The 18,805-nt window shown below is 60.6% G+C and carries 25 protein-coding genes; 8 read left to right on the forward strand and 17 right to left on the reverse strand.

What is annotated here, in order from left to right:
- Positions 1-36: 36 nt before the first annotated feature.
- Positions 37-678 carry a cation transporter gene (locus RLW41_RS18885; RefSeq protein ID WP_414462466.1) on the reverse strand — a complete coding sequence of 214 codons (642 nt, stop codon included), beginning with the start codon at positions 676-678 and terminating at the stop codon, positions 37-39.
- A 66-nt stretch (positions 679-744) separates the two neighbouring features.
- Between RLW41_RS18885 and RLW41_RS18890 the strand changes: the two genes are divergently transcribed.
- Entirely contained in the window at positions 745-1,170 is a 426-nt protein-coding gene (locus RLW41_RS18890; RefSeq protein WP_046847834.1) for a MerR family transcriptional regulator, read from the forward strand.
- A gap of 3 nt (positions 1,171-1,173) precedes the next feature.
- On the opposite strand, the gene RLW41_RS18895 is transcribed toward RLW41_RS18890, so the two are convergent.
- Positions 1,174-2,460 carry a Fic family protein gene (locus RLW41_RS18895; RefSeq protein ID WP_083984145.1) on the reverse strand — a complete coding sequence of 429 codons (1,287 nt, stop codon included), beginning with the start codon at positions 2,458-2,460 and terminating at the stop codon, positions 1,174-1,176.
- A gap of 410 nt (positions 2,461-2,870) precedes the next feature.
- Between RLW41_RS18895 and RLW41_RS18900 the strand changes: the two genes are divergently transcribed.
- The 3 genes from RLW41_RS18900 (at position 2,871) to RLW41_RS18910 (ending at position 4,501) form a co-directional block, all read left to right on the forward strand.
- A complete protein-coding gene (locus tag RLW41_RS18900; protein WP_046847833.1) occupies positions 2,871-3,266 on the forward strand; it encodes a hypothetical protein in 396 nt (131 codons plus the stop codon).
- 100 nt (positions 3,267-3,366) lie between these two features.
- Positions 3,367-4,209, forward strand: a complete 843-nt coding sequence (locus RLW41_RS18905) for an IS1 family transposase (RefSeq protein WP_414462467.1) — start codon at positions 3,367-3,369, stop codon at positions 4,207-4,209.
- 145 nt (positions 4,210-4,354) lie between these two features.
- Positions 4,355-4,501, forward strand: coding sequence for a hypothetical protein (locus RLW41_RS18910; RefSeq protein ID WP_414462468.1), 147 nt, complete (start codon positions 4,355-4,357; stop codon positions 4,499-4,501).
- An 8-nt stretch (positions 4,502-4,509) separates the two neighbouring features.
- Here RLW41_RS18910 and RLW41_RS18915 read toward each other — a convergent pair whose 3' ends face one another.
- The 12 genes from RLW41_RS18915 to RLW41_RS18970 form a co-directional block, all read right to left on the reverse strand.
- Positions 4,510-5,253 carry a hypothetical protein gene (locus RLW41_RS18915; protein WP_414462469.1) on the reverse strand — a complete coding sequence of 248 codons (744 nt, stop codon included), beginning with the start codon at positions 5,251-5,253 and terminating at the stop codon, positions 4,510-4,512.
- A gap of 99 nt (positions 5,254-5,352) precedes the next feature.
- Positions 5,353-5,598: a hypothetical protein gene (locus RLW41_RS18920; protein WP_414462470.1), complete on the reverse strand. Its 246-nt coding sequence runs from the start codon at positions 5,596-5,598 to the stop codon at positions 5,353-5,355.
- A 15-nt stretch (positions 5,599-5,613) separates the two neighbouring features.
- Positions 5,614-6,294 carry a hypothetical protein gene (locus tag RLW41_RS18925; RefSeq protein WP_414462471.1) on the reverse strand — a complete coding sequence of 227 codons (681 nt, stop codon included), beginning with the start codon at positions 6,292-6,294 and terminating at the stop codon, positions 5,614-5,616.
- The gene (locus RLW41_RS18930; RefSeq protein WP_414462472.1) at positions 6,284-6,664 is read right to left on the reverse strand and encodes a DUF6915 family protein; all 381 of its coding nucleotides are present in this window, start codon (positions 6,662-6,664) and stop codon (positions 6,284-6,286) included. Before RLW41_RS18930 ends, RLW41_RS18925 begins: the two co-directional genes overlap by 11 nt.
- A gap of 19 nt (positions 6,665-6,683) precedes the next feature.
- Positions 6,684-7,079 carry a hypothetical protein gene (locus RLW41_RS18935; RefSeq protein WP_414462473.1) on the reverse strand — a complete coding sequence of 132 codons (396 nt, stop codon included), beginning with the start codon at positions 7,077-7,079 and terminating at the stop codon, positions 6,684-6,686.
- 16 nt (positions 7,080-7,095) lie between these two features.
- On the reverse strand, positions 7,096-7,293 hold the full coding sequence (locus RLW41_RS18940) for a hypothetical protein (protein ID WP_414462474.1): 198 nt from the start codon (positions 7,291-7,293) through the stop codon (positions 7,096-7,098).
- Positions 7,293-7,700 (reverse strand): hypothetical protein, encoded by a 408-nt coding sequence (locus RLW41_RS18945; RefSeq protein ID WP_414462475.1) that lies wholly within the window; start codon positions 7,698-7,700, stop codon positions 7,293-7,295. Before RLW41_RS18945 ends, RLW41_RS18940 begins: the two co-directional genes overlap by 1 nt.
- A 1-nt stretch (position 7,701) precedes the next feature.
- A complete protein-coding gene (locus RLW41_RS18950; protein ID WP_414462476.1) occupies positions 7,702-8,166 on the reverse strand; it encodes a DUF6878 family protein in 465 nt (154 codons plus the stop codon).
- Positions 8,167-8,219: 53 nt separating this feature from the next.
- On the reverse strand, positions 8,220-8,588 hold the full coding sequence (locus RLW41_RS18955) for a phosphoglycerate kinase (protein ID WP_414462477.1): 369 nt from the start codon (positions 8,586-8,588) through the stop codon (positions 8,220-8,222).
- 94 nt (positions 8,589-8,682) lie between these two features.
- Positions 8,683-9,315, reverse strand: coding sequence for a DNA N-6-adenine-methyltransferase (locus RLW41_RS18960; RefSeq protein ID WP_414462478.1), 633 nt, complete (start codon positions 9,313-9,315; stop codon positions 8,683-8,685).
- A gap of 177 nt (positions 9,316-9,492) precedes the next feature.
- Positions 9,493-9,927 carry a hypothetical protein gene (locus RLW41_RS18965; protein WP_414462479.1) on the reverse strand — a complete coding sequence of 145 codons (435 nt, stop codon included), beginning with the start codon at positions 9,925-9,927 and terminating at the stop codon, positions 9,493-9,495.
- An 83-nt stretch (positions 9,928-10,010) separates the two neighbouring features.
- Entirely contained in the window at positions 10,011-10,511 is a 501-nt protein-coding gene (locus tag RLW41_RS18970; RefSeq protein ID WP_414462480.1) for a hypothetical protein, read from the reverse strand.
- A gap of 99 nt (positions 10,512-10,610) precedes the next feature.
- Here RLW41_RS18970 and RLW41_RS18975 point away from each other — a divergent pair, with 99 nt between their 5' ends.
- Complete coding sequence (locus RLW41_RS18975; protein WP_414462481.1) at positions 10,611-10,826, forward strand: helix-turn-helix transcriptional regulator; 216 nt, start codon at positions 10,611-10,613, stop codon at positions 10,824-10,826.
- A 150-nt stretch (positions 10,827-10,976) separates the two neighbouring features.
- Here RLW41_RS18975 and RLW41_RS18980 read toward each other — a convergent pair whose 3' ends face one another.
- Together RLW41_RS18980 and RLW41_RS18985 are read right to left on the reverse strand one after the other, a co-directional pair.
- Positions 10,977-11,369, reverse strand: a complete 393-nt coding sequence (locus tag RLW41_RS18980; protein WP_409563072.1) for a DUF427 domain-containing protein — start codon at positions 11,367-11,369, stop codon at positions 10,977-10,979.
- 61 nt (positions 11,370-11,430) lie between these two features.
- Complete coding sequence (locus tag RLW41_RS18985; RefSeq protein WP_414462482.1) at positions 11,431-12,414, reverse strand: hypothetical protein; 984 nt, start codon at positions 12,412-12,414, stop codon at positions 11,431-11,433.
- Between the two features lie 517 nt (positions 12,415-12,931).
- Between RLW41_RS18985 and RLW41_RS18990 the strand changes: the two genes are divergently transcribed.
- The gene (locus RLW41_RS18990; protein WP_409563074.1) at positions 12,932-13,219 is read left to right on the forward strand and encodes a hypothetical protein; all 288 of its coding nucleotides are present in this window, start codon (positions 12,932-12,934) and stop codon (positions 13,217-13,219) included.
- Positions 13,220-13,298: 79 nt separating this feature from the next.
- Here RLW41_RS18990 and RLW41_RS18995 read toward each other — a convergent pair whose 3' ends face one another.
- Positions 13,299-13,934, reverse strand: coding sequence for an NrsF family protein (locus RLW41_RS18995; RefSeq protein ID WP_414462483.1), 636 nt, complete (start codon positions 13,932-13,934; stop codon positions 13,299-13,301).
- Positions 13,935-14,422: 488 nt separating this feature from the next.
- Between RLW41_RS18995 and RLW41_RS19000 the strand changes: the two genes are divergently transcribed.
- Together RLW41_RS19000 and RLW41_RS19005 are read left to right on the forward strand one after the other, a co-directional pair.
- Positions 14,423-15,625: an efflux RND transporter periplasmic adaptor subunit gene (locus RLW41_RS19000; RefSeq protein WP_409563248.1), complete on the forward strand. Its 1,203-nt coding sequence runs from the start codon at positions 14,423-14,425 to the stop codon at positions 15,623-15,625.
- Entirely contained in the window at positions 15,622-18,780 is a 3,159-nt protein-coding gene (locus tag RLW41_RS19005; protein WP_414462484.1) for an efflux RND transporter permease subunit, read from the forward strand. The genes RLW41_RS19000 and RLW41_RS19005 overlap by 4 nt, the downstream gene beginning before the upstream one ends.
- Positions 18,781-18,805: the final 25 nt, after the last annotated feature.

An 18,805-nucleotide genomic window follows, 5' to 3' on the forward strand; every position in this document is an offset into this window, starting at 1 on the left:
TGACGTCGCTCAAACCTTACAAGGCTGTGACACGCGCTAGGCCAGACGCGCTTCCTCCCTCTCCATCCAGGCTTGCCGCAAGATCTGCGTGGATGAGGTGAGGAAGACGCAGGCCATGATGCCCGCCACCACCAGGTCGGGCCACGCACTGGCGCTGCCCCATACGCCGAGCGCGGCGATCATCACCGCCACGTTGCCGATCGCGTCGTTGCGCGAGCACAGCCACACCGACCGGACGTTGGCGTCGCCGTCCTTGTAACGCAGCAGAAGCAGCACGCTCGCGAGATTGGTCGCCAACGCCAGCACCGCGATGCCGCCCATGATCTCGGCGCGGGGTAGCCCAAGGATGAGAACGTGGTAGAGCGTGCTGCCGAACACCCACAGCCCCATCAGTGAAAGGCTCACACCCTTGAGCAGCGCCGCACCGGAGCGGACCTGCAAGGACTTGCCGATCACCGCGAGGCTGATGCCGTAGGTGAGCGTGTCGCCGAGGAAGTCGAGTGCGTCGGCTTGCAAGGCCTGCGACGCCGCAAGCTGGCCTGCCGCCATCTCGACCAGGAACATGATGCCGTTGGCGGCGATCACCGTCCACAGCACGCGCTTGTAGCGCGGGTCCATGCCGTCGAAGCGCGGATTGCCGTGGCAACCGCAGGCGGAGGATTGGCAGGTGTCGGTCATGTTCGGGCCTTTTGTTTCCATGACCGCGAGCGTACAATCTCTAGCGACTAGAGGAGCAAGAACTTTATGACCGACCTCATGGCCATCGGCGATTTGTCACGCAAAACCGGGGTGAAAGTGCCCACCATCCGCTACTATGAGGGCATCGGCCTCCTGCCGCCCCCGCCGCGCAGCGAAGGCAACCGGCGCCTTTATGGCGCCAAGGCGGTGGATCGCCTGCGCTTCATCCGTCACGCGCGGGAGCTGGGGTTCGAGGTTGAGGCCATCCGCGAACTGCTGGACCTCGCGGAACAGCCACAGCGCTCTTGCGCTAAAGTCGACGCGCTGGCGCGCGAGCATCTCCGCAGCATCACCAGCCGCATCGAGCGCCTGACCGCGCTGAAGGTCGAGGTGGAAAGCATGATCAAGGCCTGCGCCAAGGGCCGCATCGCCAAGTGCCGGATCATCGACACCCTCTCCCACCACGAACATTGCCTGCACGCGGAGCATTGACCATCACCCTCTGGCCCACGCCCTCCGCCATGCCGCGAACTCTGACGGCAGCACCTTGTATGGCGCGATGTTGCCCTCGTGGAGCGCCAGCAGCTCCGACTCCACCATCTCGATGAAGCGCGCGCGGTCGGAGGCCTTCACATCTTCCGACCGCCGGTCGATGAGCTTCCTGGCCTCCGCTTGCCGCAACGGCCCGCGCACGATGTCGGCTACGGTGTTGAGCACCAGGCTGCGGTAGCGCAGGCGAACCGGATCGGGCTGGCTGATGGTGTGGCGTAGGGCGGCGTACTGGTTGGCCGAGCGCTGGTAGGCCCAGATGTAGACGTCGCGGAACAGCTCCACGCGGTGGAACTCGTAGATCCCGAGCATCCCCTTGATGTAGGCCTCCTCCGGCACCTCGATGAAGGACAACGGAGAGAGGTTGCGGTTGAGGAACGGGATGTTGGCGGAAAGCCGCGACACCCGCTTGTTCACGTCCTCGAAGGGCTGCAGGTACGGCAGGTGCACCATGACGAAGAACGACTGCTCGAACGGGTCCTTGATGGCTGAGGCCTTGGCGAGGATCGCGTTGAATACCTCGTCGATCGCGGCAGGCACCGCCAGCGGGGTGTAGGCAGAGCCCGCGATGCTCACCGGGACGTTACGGATGGTGCCCGCCGCGCGCGGATTGCCGAGCAGCCCCTCGGCCAGCAGCGCGTGCAGATTGAGGATGGTGTAACGCGTGAATTTCTGCGGCTCGGTTGAAGTCACCAGGAATTCGATGGCGTTCTTGTGGTTGAGGATCATCTGCGCGTCTTGCAGTGACTTGCCCTCCGCCGCCTGGCCGAAAGCGATGAGCCGCTGCGTGTCCAGCAAGCTGTAGGTGTTGCCCTCAAGGCGGCTGGAGTTCCAAGACAGGTCCACCAGCAGGCGGTTGAGGATGTCTCGCGCGTAGGTGCCGGCGGGCTTGGCGCCGGTGACGGGGCTTTTGCCGATCTCTGCAAGCGTCTGCCGGTCCTCCTTCGACAGATAGAAGGTGGTGTTGGGAACGTAGGCGTCGAGGAAGTCCCTGTTGTAGCCGACGGCAAGGCGCTGATCCGCCGGAATGGCCAGCAGGCGTTCGATCCCTTCGCCTGCGGCCGATAACGGTATGTGGCGGGGATCGGCATTCTTCGGCTTGAGCCGGTAGCGGGCCCCCTTGGTGATGCCTTCCACCAGGATCTCCCCGCCATCCACCAGCTCCTGCAGCCGGCGGCTCAAGGTGCGGGGCTTAATGTCGTAGCGGCCGAGGGCGGCCCTGAGTTTTCCCATCGAGAGCGCCGTACCATCCTCCCCGAACGCTTTACGGATTCGGTCCGCTTGTTCTTGTACGGCTGGGGAACGCTTCACATGCGGGACTTTCCTTCAAATTGGAATTTACCCGGCCCCGTCCAAACCATCAATTAATTGCGCCACTATTTGTCGGAATTGGTGGCGTAATTAGTGGCGCAATTCATCAATGGTTTGAAATAAAACGAATATAGGAAATCACTCGCGGATTGCTCCACTTCATAAGTTCCGAAGGAAAGAGTCCGAAGGTATGCGACACCTCCGCATCATATCGAACTATATGATTAGATGGATAATCGCCCCTTCTGCGATTCATTCGAGAGCAACCCAAACGCGCCGCGAACGATTTTTGATTGCCTGCGATTCGGCGATACTCTAAATATTGCCCCCGTATGAAAGACCCACGCTCCCTGAGTTACACCGCCATCGCGCGGCACTGCGAGACCCTGAAGGCCCGCCTCGCCGAGTACGACACCCTCAAGCGGGATTACGATTTATACCAACAATTGCTGAGCAACTTCGACAAGATCGAGGGCGACCTGTCCACCGGCGAAAGCGATCGCCGCGCTGAGCGCACCAAGTTCGTTCCCGACCTGAAAACCCAGAAAGGCGTCGCCTACACCATCATCGAGGCGCATCCCGAGGGTATCACCCAAGAGGGTATCATCGCGGAATTCCCCAAATACGGAATGACGGTCAAAGCTTCCTCCCTTTCTTCCCAGCTGAGTGCGCTGAAGAAGAAACACCACATCAAAAAGGTGAGGAGGTTGTTCATGATCAAAAAATAAACCCACCCGCTTTCGAGAACCGAGTGGGTATATGCGATGTGGTCCTAGCTGGGATCACCACATCCCTATATCCCAGAATTCTCCGACGCTCAAGCGGCGCTTGAGCGTATTTTTGTGCCCAACAAATAACCCAACGGAAGTTACAGATGTGAATTCTCTACCGGCTTACCGCCAACTCTCCATCCTTCAATGCTTTATTGAAGGCAACAGTATCCGAAGCAGCGGCCGCCTCAGCGGCGCCAGCCCCACCACCTGCCTGTCCCTGCTCAAGCGCGCAGGCGTGGCGGCCATGAAGATCCTCGACCAGCACGTCCGTGATGTCCCGTGCAAGCGGATTGAGGCTGATGAGGTGTGGACCTACCTTCGCGTCAAGCGGGACAACTTGAAATACGCGCAACGTGGCCAGGACGGCGGCGACGTGTGGCTGTGGGTGGCCCTTTGTCCAGACACCAAGCTGGTGGTCAGCTGGAAGCTGGGCTGCCGCGGCATTCCCACCGGCACCGACTTCATGCACGACCTGCGTGGCCGACTGAGAAACCGCATCCAGCTTTCCACGGACGGCCACGACGCCTACTTGGCGGCGGTGGAGGCGGCCTTCGGCAAGGACATCGATTATGCGCGCAAGGTGGTCTTCACCGACCGCATCACCAACCGGCCCTCGGCGGTGATCCAGGTCATCAGCGGCAGCCCCGACCGGGAGCTGGTCGGCACATCGCATGTTGAGAGGTTTAACGGCACGCTCAGGAATATGTGCCGACGGTACTTCCGCAAGAGTTTGGCGTTCTCAAAATCCATGGAGAATCACCAGTATGCGGTGGCGCTCAACATGTTCGCCTATAACTTCTGCGTTGTGCACGGGAGCCTCCGCGTCACGCCGGCGATGGCGGCGGGCATCACCGACCACGTCTGGACGCTGAGCGAATTGCTGGCGTTCTTGGAATAGTGCGAAGGCTGCTCGGAAGACAGGCCCGGAGCTTCGGAACCGGGCCTTTTGTTTGCGCTCAAACTGTTACAGTGGCGAACAGGCCACCCTCAAACTAGAACACTACCGCATTTCGGGGCTGATGGACTTGATCAAGGATGGTCGGATGAAACCCTACGTTCGGGGCGACGGTGATCCGATGGAAATACGTGAAGAGATTTTGGATATTGCGGCCACGCAGGAAATGTCCGCGAGCAAGGGCTTCAACGCGAGAAAGTTCTTCCGCCGGGCGGGGAAGATTATTCGGCACTAGGCACGCGGCTAAAGGTTAGCGTCCATCGAGTTCAGGTGCGGGGCTAAAAGGGTTACAAGGCTGGTGTCCTTGACGGGCTCTGCCGGTGTGGGCTGAACAGGGGGAGAGTCAACCGGTGGGTTGAGGTGGGAAAGTTCCTCCGGCAATCGGAGGTCCAACCAATTCGGGTTGATGTTGTGGTACATGCTCGGCGTCATGGCCGAGCCGGAAGGGAAAAGCTTCACCGCCGTTCCCATGCCCGTCACGGTGATTGCGGTCTGGCGTTCCTGTTCGCTGTGCAGTCCAAGGTGAAAGTGCCCACTCGTTGCCCGCGCAAACATCGCCGAGGCGATGTTGACCGCCACCGCCGCCTTGTTGGTGAAGGAGATGATGCCTTTCTCGAACCGGAAGGTGGTGAACAGCACCGCGTCTCCACCAAGATGGCGGCATTGGAACCACAATGATTTCTTCACCTCCTCGAGGGCGCTGTCGACATCGGCCGCTTCATTTTTCGCGGTACCGGTGATGGAGGAGGCCACCAGTGAGTCCAAAATCATGTACGGCATTCCGCCATCGCCTGTAGAGATCCGTCGCGACAGGGCCTTCATGATGTCCTTGGGGCGCTGCTCCGAATAGGCGTCGTACTCTTTTTGGCGCTGTTCGTCCTTCGCGCGTGCCTCGGCGTCTCGTTGGTCCTGGATGGCTTGTTGCCGTGCGCGCTCACGTTGGGCGGCCACGTTCGGGTCCCTGCGGAATGCGGAGATTAAGGCCATTGTCATCCTCCCTGTGCCCGTACGAGGTTATTCGTGCTGGGCTGATGAACTCACCCGTTGGATGACGAAGTGGGGTGAGTTCTGCTGTGGATGATGGGATTAGAGAGCGGCCAGGGCGTTGAGGACGGCGTCAACGTGCTGACGGGCGGTGCGCATCCGCAGGATGGCTTCGGCCGTGGTGGTGCAGCCTTCGGCGTCGGCAAGCGCGATCATGATGAAGGCGAACAAGGTGTCGCCGAGCTTCGGCAGCTCGAACGGCCAATTGGGGTTGTCGGCCAGGGCGGTGTGCTTGCCACCCGCGTACGTCAAGGCGGCCACCATCTGGTAGCGGTTCATCGTCGTCATGGTTCTATGCTTTTTTCAGTAGGCGTAGGTCGGATGGTCATCCGCGTTGCCTCCCCACGGGTTGCGGCAGTGGATGAGGAACATGCGGTTCGCCACGTGGATGCCCGGGCGGATGGACCAGCGCGGGCCGCCGTTGTCCTGGACGGTCCACCAGTGGCGCTCGAGGGGCTGGCGCGGAAGGGTGGATGGGTCGCGGCAGATGTCGTGGCCCTTGGCGGGGATGGGCGCGAACCGCTTATCGAAGAGCCGGAAAGGTAAGGCACGCGACGGCATTGTGGTGGGCGGCATCACCGGCGCCCCGGCATCGGCCGGAACGGTATCGAGCGGTTTTTGCGCGGCGCGTTCCTTGTCGCGCAGCTCAATCAGCGCGGCCCGGGCAAGCGTCACGGCGTGGGCGAGGTCCTGTTGGCCGTCGGGGAATTTTCGCCAGTCGAGGTTTTCGAGGATGGCGGGGATGACATCCCAATCGTAGGCGAGGCCGTCGAGCAGGGATGCCGGCAACCGGCGGTGGACGGCGAGGCAGTGCGGCGCGAGCGCGATGGCGAGATGGCGCAATTCGACGGTGCCGAAGTCGGCGCGGTACTTGGCGACTTCGGGATGGAAGGTCTCGTCGCGGCTCCAGTCATCGAAGCATTCCCAGATGATGAGGGCCGCTTCCACATCGAGAACGGAATAGGTGCGGGTGTCAGTTGTCATGGCCGACCTCCATCACCTTGGTTTGGGCTTCGAGGTCGCGTGACAGGGCTTTGCTGGCCCCCATCCATTTTTGCGGCCTGATCTCGCGGAACCAGTCGGCAAGGGTCGGGATGCAGCCCAGGTCTTCGCGGACATGCTGCTCGCCCACCCACCGGGTCGGGATGACCTTGCCGGTGGAGAGGGTGAGGGTCGGTCCGAAGACGGCCACCATGTCCTCGATGCCTTGGGCGTGGTGGCGCAAGGCGCGGTGGCGGAAGTCGCAGAGGTGGTCCTTGGAGGCGTCGAACCAGGCGTGGATGTGCTGGTAGTCATCGGGGCTGCCGCCGAATTGGCGGCTGCTGGAGACGGCGTGGTGGTAGGCGTTGGCCATGGTGTTGGCTTTCGTTGTGTTAGTCGATGGTGAGGTCCCACTCGGCAACGCACACGTCGTCCGGCAGGAACCCTTCGCCAAACAGGCGGTTGGTGATGGCGCGCTGCACGGCGTCGCTTGCTTTGGCGAGCTGTGCGCGCGTCGGCTTTTTCCCCGTCTCGTCCTCGAGGGTGACGGTGAGGATGCATCGGAGCTGATGAGGAGCTGGTGTCTGTCTGGGCGGCCGAAGGGCGGCGAGATCGATGCGGTCGAACCGCGCGGCCTTGGCGCAGCGCACGTCGAAAACGCGGGCCTGGTCAGGTGTGCCGTCGACGGGGGTGCGCATGATGGCCTCGGCCTTGCGGGCGGCGGAGGTGGGGTTGGCGGCGTCGACGTCGATTTCCCAGCGGACGCGGTAGTGAATGGTGTCGGTCATCGTGCTTGCTCTTTCTTTAGCCGGGCGTTGACGCGCTCAGCTCCAGTTCGTTGATGTTGGCCGACGCGAGGAAGTCATCGGTGTTGTTGAGGGGACAGATTTCAACAGCGACCATGCCGTCCATGCGGTAGATGCGAACCGTGGCGAGGTCGTCCACGTTGACGTAGAGGAAGCCGTCGTCGGCGGTTTCATCGTCGATATGGAAGGTTGCCATCAGAAGATTGCCTCCGTGATGGTGATGTCTGGCCCGAAGACGTCGCGCGCCTTGTCTTGGATCGAGCGGAGGGAGATGTATTCACTCCGCCCGTCCGCGTGGAGAGCGCATGCGTGTCCGCCAACAAACCGCAAGCCTTCGTGGTCCGCGGAAACGAGGATGGCGACGGTTTCCGGGAGTAGCTGTTGTTGCAGCTCTGCTTCGAAGTCGATGTCGTCTCCGGTTTCGGGGTGGGAGGAAGGCCAACCATCACCGTTCTCGTTGGCGATGGCGTGGAATGTTCCCTCAAGGCCGTCGGGGGTATCGGTCCAATGGTCGAGGCCCCAAAAGGCGCACCAGCGGATGAACCGCTTTTCGTCTTGGACCTTGAAATAATTGCTGCGGCAGATGGAGACGTAGTTGGCCATGTCACGCGACCTCCACTTCGGTGGTGTCGTGGGACATGAACCTGTTGCTCATGTCGAGTTTCACCTTGCCGGTGGCAACGGTGATGAGGATCTCTCCAAAACCGCCGTCGTTGATTTCAAAACCGCCGTGCTGCGTGTTGATGATGTCCCAGCCGTAGTCCTCGATGAGGTCGTTGAGGGCTTGGTAGGTGCGGTCGCCAACAGTGATAATTTGCGGTGCCGTCAAATCGACGGGGTCGCAAGGGATGGCGCCGGCGAGGTCAACTTGGGCGTCGCGGTTTGATGGTTTGAAACCTGAAATCTCGTCGATGTTGCCTTCATCGCCCATGCCATCATAGGCGATGTGGATTTCGATGAGGCCCATGGTGCGGGCGGCGTCGAGGATGGCGGCGAGCTTGAAGGGCATCTGCGCGGTGCGCGCCCGTTGCTGTTCGAAGTAGTGTTCGATGAAAGTGTTGGCGTCCATGAAGTGAGCTTTCGTTTGATTGTCGGTGATTTGGAAAGGCGGCGCGGCGAAGCTCACCACCACGAGGTGTAGTAGATGGCTTTGCCGGCTTTCAGCGCGTCCCGGGCCCGCGCGATAAAGGCGAGATCCTCCTCGGCGTCTTCAGGCGTGGACTCCCCGAAAAAGAAACCGGAGGTCTCAGGCAACGCGCCGGCGCGCACATCCTTTTCCAGCTGGTCGAGGTCGGCGGCGGTGAGTTCGACGGCGTTGCAGTTGAAGCTGGGGTCGCTGCCGCCCTTAGTGCGGTAGAGGCGTTCCATCCAGCCGTGGAGGTCTGGGTGTTTTCGCCAATAGGAAAGTTGTTCGTCGATGGAGATGTGCTGGAAGTCCACGGCGGCGGGCAGGAGGCCGGCGCGTGCGTAGGCGAACATGTCGAGGCCCATACGAGGTGCTTTCTTGAACCCCGGCCGCGGTGGCAGGTGGTCTTTCCTCCCGCACCGGCCGGTCGCCCTTCACCCCCTTCCCCGACCTCTGGGCTCAGGCCGTGAAGCGGGGCGGATCATCCGGCCTGAACGCGGATGGGCGCGCGAGATCGGCAAACGGTAGGCTGGGGAATGCGCCGGTGGCGTCTTCTGCTTCGGGCGGCGGGAGGGCCGGGGGCATCGCGGATTTCAACGGAATGAACCGCCCACGGAGCAAACCTGTGCTGGCGGCGCGGCGCAGGGCTTCGACGTTGGAGCTGCCGTAAGCGACGATGCAACTCGGCGCATTGGCGGCGCCGCCGGCCTCGCGGCCATCGACGTGGAAGAACTTGAGGCGGCCCTTGAAGAAGAAGATCGCATCGGCCTTGGCCCACACTTCGTTGTGGAAGCCCTTGGTTTCGGTGCGGGCGAAGATGAGGCACATGGCGTTGCCGTGCGCGGCGCCGCGCTGGATCCACTTGAAGGTTTCATCCCCGTAGGGTGGATTGAGCCATACGCGGCCGAACCACGGAAGCGCCAAACCGTTGTCGGCGATGGAGTAGTGGGACTTGGCCATGTCCCAGGGACGGTTGACCGGCGCGCAGGGGTCGAGGTCGAAGTCGCCGAGGGCGCGGATAATGTCCGGCGGCGTCAGCCATTCGTCTTTTGTCGTCGCGGTGAGTGGGGTGTTGAAGGTGCGGGCGTTCATGGGTGGAGGGCTTTCGTTGTCGCCCGGTGCGAAGGGTGAAGCCCTCTCTTCACCCCCGGCGGGGCACCCTTCCCGGCCATCCTTTGCTCGCGCGCCTTCAGCCCTTCCGGTAAAGCCCGGCCCTTCGGTCGGCAACTGGCGCAGGTGCGCATATGCGCTCATGCGCTCATGCGCGCGTTAGCGGCCCATTTCTTCTTCGTCTTCGTGCTGGTCGTCGGGGTCGTGGGTTCCGGGGGCGGGTGTGGGCGTGGCCTGCTTCTCGGCGTGATGGGCGAGGGCTTGAAGATGCGCGGCCTGGCGCTTGTTGTCGGTATCGATGGCGTTCTGTCTTCTCAGGCGCGTGGCCTCGCGCTCCAGGTAGCTTTGGTGGTGTTCGTAGTCGGCGCGGCGGTTGGTGAGAATGTAGTGGGTCACCACGCGGCGTTGTTGAATGTCGAGGTGCTTGGCGGCCCTCATCAGCTGACGCTCGGCCGATGACAGCGGTTTGAGGAGGATGTCGCGGCGGGCGCGGCTGTGCATGTTTTCCAAGGGGTCGGTGAGCATGGTGGAAGAAGAGGCCTGCACCACCGTCAGGCGCCCGATGTTGTCGCGGTCAAGAACGATGTTGTGCATGGCTGAGCCCGTTCACCGGGCTTAGTAGCAGCTGGGAGAAATCGGGGAGTTGGTCATTTGACGAAGTGGGGGATAATTTCGGTTCACATCCCGCGTTCTTGCTCTTCTTCGTCGTCCTGCTCGGTGGAAGGTTCGATGACCTCGTGGTCCATGTCTTCTTCTTCGCCGGTGTCCATCCACAGGGCGACGTTGCGCTCGGGGTCGTAGACCATGGGGCGGCCGTTGACCATGACGGCCTTGGGCAGCGTGGAGTTGGCTTCGCGGAGTTTGTTTTGCTTTTCGGAATTGAGCTTGGAGACGGTGTGCGCGTTGTTGTAGGCGGCGGTCAACGGTTTCCTGAGTTCGGCGATCTCGGCGGAGGTGGCGGCTCGGGGCAATCCTGCAAGGGCTGGGTTTTCGCGCATGACGTCCAGCACATGGTCGGGACCGTACTCGTCCGCCATGTTGATCAGCCTGTCCTCGGCCCCTTCCCTTGCGGCGAAGATGGAGAGCTTTGAATTCAGCACGCCACGCGACATGTTGAAGGTGGCAAGCGCTTGGTTGAGGTCGCGCTCGATTGCGGTTAGGTCACGGTCCTGATCCATGGGCGCCGTCTGTTGTGGAACGATGAAACACGTGTAGCAGATCGCGGCGGCGATGTTTAGGCTGGATTGCGTTGAGGGTGTGGGGAAGCGGACGCGGGGATGTCGGACGGGGATGACCGAAAAGCAAAGCTTCCGGTTTTTCTGGAACCGGTGGAGCTGTCGGGCATGATCAAGGTCTCCGAGCGGACGCTTGAAAATTGGCGGCTGCAAAAGAAAGGCCCCGAATACATTCGCCTTGGGAAGGGTGGATGCGCAAAGGTGCTTTATTCGCTGGACGAAGTGTTGCGGTGGATGAAGGAGGACGGGAACCGGTGATGAGGCGGACGTCAACATGGACGTCAACATGGCTTCTTGCGGAATTTCAAGGATGGTTTAATTACAGTGGTTTAGTGTGGTCGTTGGAGGAGTGCTGGATCTCATCACCCGCTCCAACCGCTCTCCAGTAGTAGCTGTGAAGCGGCTGCGTTAGGCGTCCTGCTCGGAGATCTCGACGCGATCGGGATAGAACGCGACGTGATCCTGGATAGCGCCAACGGCCTCGTAGGGCACCTCATAGCTCCACACTGCATTTTCAGATGAACCGCGGGGAGCGGAGAGACTGAAATACGAAGCGTCGCCTTTATACGGGCAATACGATGTGTGGGTGGACCTTTGCAGAAACTGCATATCGACATCCGTCCGAGGGATATATTGGACGGCAGGGTAGCTCGCCTCCTTTAGGACGATCGCGTTCGTGGTGTCGGCGACGACCTTTCCCGCGAACCTGACGACGACGCGGCGCGGATTTTTCTCAAGCGTTATTGGATGCTTGCTATCCGGAATAAGCTGTACACGGTCCTCCGTTTTGGTTTCTGTCATCGTTGCCTCCTTGGCATGACGTAATGAGCAGGGGGGAAAACGCAAGGGATCCTCGGAGGTGTCATAAGCTTCCGCGCGGCAGCGCTGTAATGGCTTCGCGGATATGAGCAAGCGGAGCCGTTTGCGAGAACATCACCGTGTTTCCTGCTGGCGTTACGCCCAAATCGTTCCAAAGCTTGGCAAGATCGGGTGCATAAGGTTTGTCACGCATCTTGGCGTAAAGCTCTTCCATGACCGGGTAGCCAGCTGTCTGGTCGGCGACTTTCAAGATGCGCTCGATGGGCCAGTCCTGATCGTGGGTACCGCCCGCGGCAAGGACTCCACGCATCGCCTGCTGCAATCCGACCTTGTTGTGGCTTCGCTCGCGATACGTGATGTCTGCGAGCAGGCAGAAGATGGCGCCGCCCCAATAGGTCCGACCCCAGGTGGGGGTGCGGTCGAGGCCTTCGTCTCCATCCTGCGGCAATCCCTTCGGCATGTCCCGAACCATGTCGGCCCAGATTTTATCTGCTTTGAGATCGCCGGCTTGGACGCGGGCAATCGGCTCGACATAAACGGCCAGCCCTTCCGCGAGCCAGAGGTGGTCCTGCGAGACGTCAGGTAAGGCGAGATGGACCATCTCGTGCACGGCTTTCCAATCGGCAATCAGATCGTCGTCGGTTGTAAAGTCACCGACGAGAAGCCGGATGGCAGGGCCGCGATAGCCGAACGCCTGCCCACCTTCGACGCCTTCACCTTCAACGGGAACGATCAAGATCTTCGCGCTGGGTACGGGAAACTTTCCATAATAAGTGGTGACGGCCTTCGCTGAAGTCGTCAGCCATTTGAGAATTCGGTCGTGACTTAGGCGGAGGGGGCCAGGTGCAAACGCGATCGTTTGCGTGGCTCCCCCAATATGCAACTTCGTGGCGTGGAGTTCGTCGAAGGCATCGTAGGGCATGCCGGTACCCCGAAACGCCTGCGATGAGACCGCAGCCGGTGCAGGCGACATAGGGAAGGGGATCAGAAGTCCCGCCCCGAACAGGATCCGTTGCAATGTGCGCACAGGCGTTCTCCGAGATGCATAACCTTCCGCTGCGTGCAGAAGCTACGGACTGCGACGTGCCGGCGTTACATTGGGTTCGTCGTGGCTATCTCGGTCGGGGGACGACGCCTTTGACAGGACGACTTATCGCCAGATCGTATCCCTCGGTATGTTGCCGGATGGACTCTGCCGCCCGGCTGCTTTGAGTTGTCCTGAACGCCTGCGCATCGGTTCGAAAAAGCCGGCCGGCATCTGATGTGCCGCGCATGGATGCACGGAAAACAAGGGATTTTCCAAGTTCGCGACGGCGCTCTCTCCGGCGTTAGTCATCGGTATTTTTACGGATGTGTGAGTCCGGCGGGCGGTCGCCCGATGGCACCGGCCGGAATAACGCGTGCGGAGGTTTCGATCTAGCTTTCACCGAAGACGAACTCGATTGCACAGAGAAGGCGGTGTTGGTGGACGTCATCAGCGACGGCCGATTCCGGCTCGGGTTTGCAAGTGGCCATGTGGCCCTGACCAGAGAAAGGTGAAGGCAATGATCAGACTTCCTGTCGCCCTCGTTGTTTCGCTCATTGCGCTCGGCGCCGCGGCGAGTGCCGCAAGTGCGCAAGGCACGTGCTCGGGCGATTTTGAAAATGTCGGCGGAAACTGGATCGCAACAAACTATTGCCAGCGCGTCCACGCCAAACACGTTGCGAGCCAGGAAGGGATGCACCTGACCTCGCATCCGGTGCTAGCCCGTGACGAGACGCCGGGTCAGTTTTGTCGCGAACACGTCGACGATAATCGCACCTCGACGTACTGCTCAGAGTATAATGATTGATGGACCGCGTTTGCGGTTGACTGAGAGTTTTGAAAGCGGGTCGGCAAACTGCCGGCCCGCTTTGCGTATCGGCGCAATTCTACCAGCGCAAAAGCCCCGACAGGAGCATTCCGCCGCCGACCACGATCAACACGCCGAGCGAATACCACGTGGCCAGAAACGGGATGCCATATTCCGTGCAATGCAGGGAATAAATGCAGGCACCGTAGCCGCCTGCCATGAAACCAGCTGCCGCGCCGGCGACGGCGTAGTGCGTCGGGGCGAGTTGGCGAAGCGCAAGGAAAGCTGCAACCAGAAGTGGGATCGAAAGCGCAACGATTGCCCACGGACAGAACGACGAGGAACTCCCGAGCCAAAGCTGGCTTCGCTCGTCTGGCGGAGACATGAAAAATTCCATGCCCGCTGACAGCGCGACGATTGCGAAGATCGCGGAAAGCAACGCAAAAGACGACGTCGCTTTCGCACCGGGCCGTCCGAGACGCTCCAGCGCGAAAAGGCCTGCCGTACCGATCATGAATGTGTAGCCAGCCTTGATCCAGAACGGCGCGGAATGCATCGCCGTGCCGAGTTCTGGCCGGAGTCCGAGCCACAGGACCATGACCGTCAGCGAAAAGATGATCGAAAGCAAAAGGCTCGCCGTAATGATCCGCGCAACCGAACCGGGCGAGGTCGGGAGGTCGGCGACAAGACTTCTGATAAGTTGTTCCGTTCTCAATTGATGTCTACTCCGAGGGAGCAGCCGAACTTCCGCGCTGCAAAAGAGCGGACGGCGCTCATAGACGTGTCGTTTAAAAGACATTCGCGCGCGCGGACGCCGGAGTTACATCGTTCAGGCACTTTTTTGAGCACATGCGCGGTAGGGGGTACGGCAGCCCGTTCGGATGGGATCGCGAAAACGAACTCCTTTAGGCTGAGATACAACCTGGAGCGGATAGCAAGGCCAGCCTATTCGCCGGGAAGCGGCGCGGGTATCTCATGAGCAATGTCACAAAAGTTGTCGGCAATCGACTCGGGCGAAAGTAACCTTCGTGCAGCTTTCAGATCGTCTTTCGGGCGTCGGAGTTACGATTTGAAATGTTCCTCGCCTATACGGCTATTGAGAGATGACCTACTATGCTCTCAATGGTTCTTAGATGTTCCGCATTCGCATACGTCGGGGTGAGCGCTCGAATGGGTGAAAATTTTCAAACGTGGCCGGCAGGGATGTCGAGCCCGGCGCGAACTGGCTGCGCGTGGCAGAATTCGCGGCAGTTTTCTCGGGTGGCCCCCATTCTTGCCGTTGCTGCGACGCTGGCCCTCTCGGGATGCGGGGACAGGAATACCTTTATCCCGCCACCCCCGCCGAAAATCGAACTGGCGTCGCCGCTGAAACAGACCGTGACGCGCTATCTCATGGCGACGGGCAACACGGCTGCGGTCAATACGACCACGCTCGTCGCGCGTGTTCAGGGTTTCATCCAGAGCATCGATTATAACGATGGCGACTTCGTCAAGGCGGGCAAGACGCTGTTCGTCATCGAGCAGCAGCCTTATCAGCTTTCCCTGGAGCAGGCCCAGGCCGGGTTGGCGAGCGCTGAGGCGCAAACCAAGAAGTCAAAAGCTGATTACGAGCGTCAAGTCGATCTTGCCGCCAAAAACATCTCCAGCCAAGCGACGCTCGATGCGGCGACCGCGACCTACGACGCTGCCGTCGCGGCGCAAAAGCAATCACAGGTCAATATCGATCAGGCGCAGCTCAACCTCAGCTATACCGAGGTCAAGGCGCCGTTCGACGGCATCGTGACGGCGCGTGAGGTTTCGCTCGGACAACTTGTCGGCGCGGGAAGTCCGACGACGCTCGCAACGATCGTTCAGCTGCAGCCGATCTACGTCAACTTCTACGTCAGTGAATCGGATGTGCAGTCGATCCGCGATAACATTCGGGCGCGCGCTATAACCGCGGAGGAGCTGAAGAAAATTCCGATCGAAGTCGGGCTGCAGAGCGAGACGGGGTATCCGCACAAGGGCACGCTCGACTACGCCGCGCCGACCATCACTGCAAATACCGGCACATTGCTGGTACGCGGCGTTTTCCAGAACGAGAATAAATCGCTGCTGCCAGGGTATTTCGTCAGGGTGCGCGTGCCGCGCGGCAAGGACAACGATGCGCTGCTGGTGCCGGATCGGGTCGTCGGCAGCGATCAGGCCGGTCGCTACGTCTTCGTTGCCAACAAGGATGATATCATCGAGCAGCGCAAGGTCGTGCTCGGACAGCAGGTGGGCGATCTGCGCGTGATCGAGACGGGGCTTGCTCCTGATGATCGCGTGGTGATCTCCGGGCTAATGACGGTCGTGCCGGGCCAGAAGATCCAACCCGTCATGAAGACGATCAGCGCCCCGGCGCCGGATGCGGACACCGCGCAATGATCTCAAAATTCTTCATCGAACGGCCGGTTCTCGCCAACGTCATTGCGATCCTGATGGTCGTGATCGGTGCCGTGTGCGTCTTTGAACTGCCCGTCGCGCAGTACCCGAACGTGGTGCCGCCGACCGTGTCGGTTACGACGCGATATCCCGGCGCGAGTGCGCGGACCGTCGTCGATAACGTTTCCCTGCCGATCGAGCAGCAGGTGAACGGCGTCGAAGATATGATCTACATGCAGTCGTATGCTGCATCCGACGGTACGTATAACCTGACCGTCACGTTCCAGATCGGCACTGATCTCAACGCGGCGCAGATCCTTGTGCAGAACCGCGTGCAGGCGGCGATGGCATCGCTGCCGCAAGCGGTTCAGGTGCAAGGCGTCGTCGTGCAAAAGAAATCGACGTCGATCCTGCAGATCGTGACGTTGACGTCGCCGAACAGCACCTACGACAGTCTTTATCTCAGCAATTATGCGACCATCCGGTTGAAGGACGAGATTTCGCGCCTGCCGGGCGTCGGCAACGTCAATGTTTTCGGTGCTGGGCAATACGCGATGCGCGTGTGGCTCGATCCGGACAAGATGCAGGCACGCGGGCTCGACGCGCAGGATGTGATCCAGGCGCTGCAGCAGCAGAGCGAGCAGGTGACGGCCGGGCAGGTGGGCATGCCACCGGTTTCCGGATCACCATCGTTTCAATATACGATCGACGTGCAAAGCCGCTTTGACGATCCTGAGCAGTTTGCGAATGTTATCGTCAAGACGGGCACCAATGGTGATCTCACGCGCGTGAAGGACGTTGGACATGTCGTCCTCGGGGCGCAGACCTATGCGCAGTATTTCAATCTCGACGGCAAGCAGGCGGCGGGTCTAGCGATCTTTCTGACGCCGGGCGCCAACGCGCTCAACGTTGCGAAAGAAGTGTCGGACAAGATGAAAGTCCTGGCGAAGGAATTTCCCCAGGACATGATCTACCAGATCCCGTTCGATACGACGCTGTTCGTGCAGCAGGCGATCGATGAGGTCTACCGCACGCTGATCGAAGCGGCCGTGCTGGTCCTCATCGTTATTCTCGTCTTCTTGCAGGATTGGCGGGCAACGCTTGTTCCAGCGACGACTGTGCCAGTGACGATCATCGGCGCGTTTGCGGCGATGGCTGCGATGGGATTTTCGATCAATCTTTCGACGTTGTTCGCGATCGTGCTCGCCATCGGGATCGTCGTGGACGACGCCATCGTGGTCGTGGAAGGCGCGGCGCATAACATCGAAAAGGGCATGTCTGGCCACGACGCGGCCATCGCGGCCATGAATGCGTTAATGGGGCCGATCATCGGCATCACGCTCGTTCTGATGGCGGTGTTTCTGCCGGCATCATTTCTTCCGGGGCTGACTGGGCAGATGTACGCGCAGTTCGCGCTAGTCATTGCGGCGACGGCGATGATCAGCGCCATCAACGCCGCCACGCTGAAGCCGACGCAATGCGCGCTGTGGCTGCGGCGACCGGTACCGCCTGAAGAACGCAATTTCTTTTTCCGCGGTTTCAACGCCGTCTACCAGCGGTTCGAGAACTGGTATACGAAGGTCATCGATTGGATGGTTCACCACAGCATTGCGATGTTCATCATCGCCTTGCTGATTATTTCGGGGGCTGTCTATGGCATGACCCGGGTCGCGACCGGCTTTCTGCCCATCGAAGACCAGGGCTATCTGATTGCATCGGTGCAGCTTCCCGAGGGGGCGTCGCTTGGGCGTACGCAAAACTCGTTGCAGCAGGTCGAGCAAATTGCCGACGCGGTGCCGGGCGTTGAGCGTGTCATCACCATCGCCGGTATTTCGCCGCTCGATAACAGCGCATCGCTCGCCAATGCGGGCGTTGCGTACATCATGCTGAAGGATTGGAGCAAGCGCGGCAAAGACGAGGATCTTGCCTCGCTTTATAAGAAGCTCAACGGGGCGATGGCCGCCATCGAAGATGGCGTCGTGATGGTGCTGCCGCCGCCGCCGATCCAAGGTATCGGCAATGCCGGCGGCTTCACGATGCAGATCGAGCTGCGCGACAGCAGCTTTGACCTCGTGAAACTTGGCAGCGCCGTGGATGCCGTGGTGAATGCCGCCAATACGCAGTCGGGCATTCAACGCGCGTCGACGACATTCCGTGCGACGGCGCCGCAATACAAGGTCACAATCGACCGAGCAAAAATTCAGACGTTGCTGCTGACGACGGACCAGGTGTTCCAGACGCTGGCGAGTTATCTGGGTTCCAGTTACGTCGATCAATTCAACAAGTTCGGACGCATTTTCCAGATCTACGTGCAGGCGGATGCGGATTACCGCATGGAGCCGAGTGAGATTTTGCGTCTCAAGGTGCGCAATCAGAACGGCGACATGATCCCGCTCGGAACGGTGATGAATATTACGCCGATCGTCGGACCGTCGCTCATCAGCCTTTACAACCTCTATCCGTCGGCAACGATCGTGGGCGTGCCGGCGAAGGGCTTTTCGTCGGGTGATGCGATGTCGCTGATGGAGCAAGTTGCGGAAAAAACGCTGCCGCCGGGCGTCGGCTACTCGTGGACGGCGCTGTCCTATCAGGAAAAGATCGTCGGCGGCCAGATCTACTACGTCTTCGCGCTCGCCATGCTGCTCGTCTATCTGGTGCTCGCGGGACAATATGAGAGTTGGTACTCACCGCTCTCGGTGCTGTTTGCGGTGCCGCTGTCGCTGGTCGGACCGGTCTCAGTCATGCTCGGCCTCGGCATCGACAACAACCTCTACGTCCAGATCGGTCTGGTGCTGCTGATCGCATTGTCGGCCAAAAATGCGATTCTGATCGTCGAGGTTGCGCGAGAGCTGCGCGCAGAGGGCAAGAGCATCGCTGTGTCTGCCGTCGAAGCGGCGCGGGCCCGGTTCCGTCCCATCCTGATGACGTCGTTCGCCTTTATTCTCGGTGTGGCGCCACTGGTGTTTGCGACCGGCGCCGGTGCGTCGGCACGAAAGTCGATCGGCATCACGGTCTTCAGCGGCATGCTGGCGTCGACGCTGCTTGCGGTGCTGTTCGTGCCCTCGATGTTCGCTGTCATCCAGCGCTTCGAAGAGTGGCGTCAGTCTCGCAAGGGTGCTCCGACCAAGGCTGCCGAGGACACACCGCCTGCGGCATAACTGCAGCGGCCGTTGCCAGGATGAC

Origin of the sequence: Hyphomicrobium sp. DY-1 (assembly GCF_047497105.1) — a bacterium.
Taxonomy (GTDB): Bacteria; Pseudomonadota; Alphaproteobacteria; order Rhizobiales; family Hyphomicrobiaceae; genus Hyphomicrobium_B.